Genomic DNA, 728 nt, shown 5'->3' with positions numbered 1-728 from the left:
AACTTCAGCAAGAATATGCAAATAGTCCCATTTGTCCCTGTGGTTTTTGATAACTTTGTAATAGCATTCGTTATTTTTTAGAAAAATTAGCAATTCATTGTGATTTTTTGTTCAAACGCGTTGAGCGCGCCTGAACAATAGTGCTGAAGATATTGATTTTACTGGAAAAAATTAAGAGTTGATTTCTGCGTCACTGCACATGGATTGCAGTGACGCAGCAAAAACGTTATTGAGCTATAATTTTTTTGGGGCAATAATAATTTTTTACAAGGATTAAAATGAAAGCAAATCAAAAATTATTAGACCACATTGAGTCTGAAAGTAATGAAAATATGGATAAATTTTTTTTAGATATTTATAAGGCCTATAAAAATGAAAATGATGATTTTTTAAAAAATTGGAAAAAAATATATTTAGCTAGGGCAATAGGCGCATTCCATCGTGGATGGCTTAATCTTTGTAAATATTACCTTAAAAATTCCCTCGAAAAAGCTAATAACATTAGTCATGATAGATACACTATAGATAAAGTAAATGAAGAGGCAAATATGATTAATGAAGAAGCCTTAAAAAATTATATCGCTACAAAATGATAATGGCGGTAAAGGAAAATAAATGGAAAATCAACAGGATTACAAATATAGAGCACTTGGTGATTACTATACTAGGTTAACAGTTAGCTTAAATAATAAGCTATATAATTGGATATTCATTTTGAACACTGGTGG

At 29.5% G+C, this 728-nt stretch carries 1 protein-coding gene; it reads left to right on the top strand.

The window, feature by feature from the left end; translation table 11 throughout:
* The first annotated feature begins 278 nt into the window (after positions 1 to 278).
* Positions 279 to 593 carry a hypothetical protein gene (locus tag OK13_RS13685; protein WP_035891754.1) on the top strand — a complete coding sequence of 105 codons (315 nt, stop codon included), beginning with the start codon at positions 279 to 281 and terminating at the stop codon, positions 591 to 593.
* Positions 594 to 728 lie beyond the last annotated feature (135 nt).

The organism is Legionella norrlandica (genome assembly GCF_000770585.1).
In the GTDB taxonomy this organism is placed as follows: Bacteria; Pseudomonadota; Gammaproteobacteria; order Legionellales; family Legionellaceae; genus Legionella; species Legionella norrlandica.
This window is presented reverse-complemented; position numbering and strand designations above follow the sequence as displayed.

Bases quoted from the DNA above. Each gene is read 5' to 3' on its own strand.
- OK13_RS13685 (WP_035891754.1), top strand. From the start codon at position 279: ATGAAAGCAAATCAAAAATTATTAGACCACATTGAGTCTGAAAGTAAT.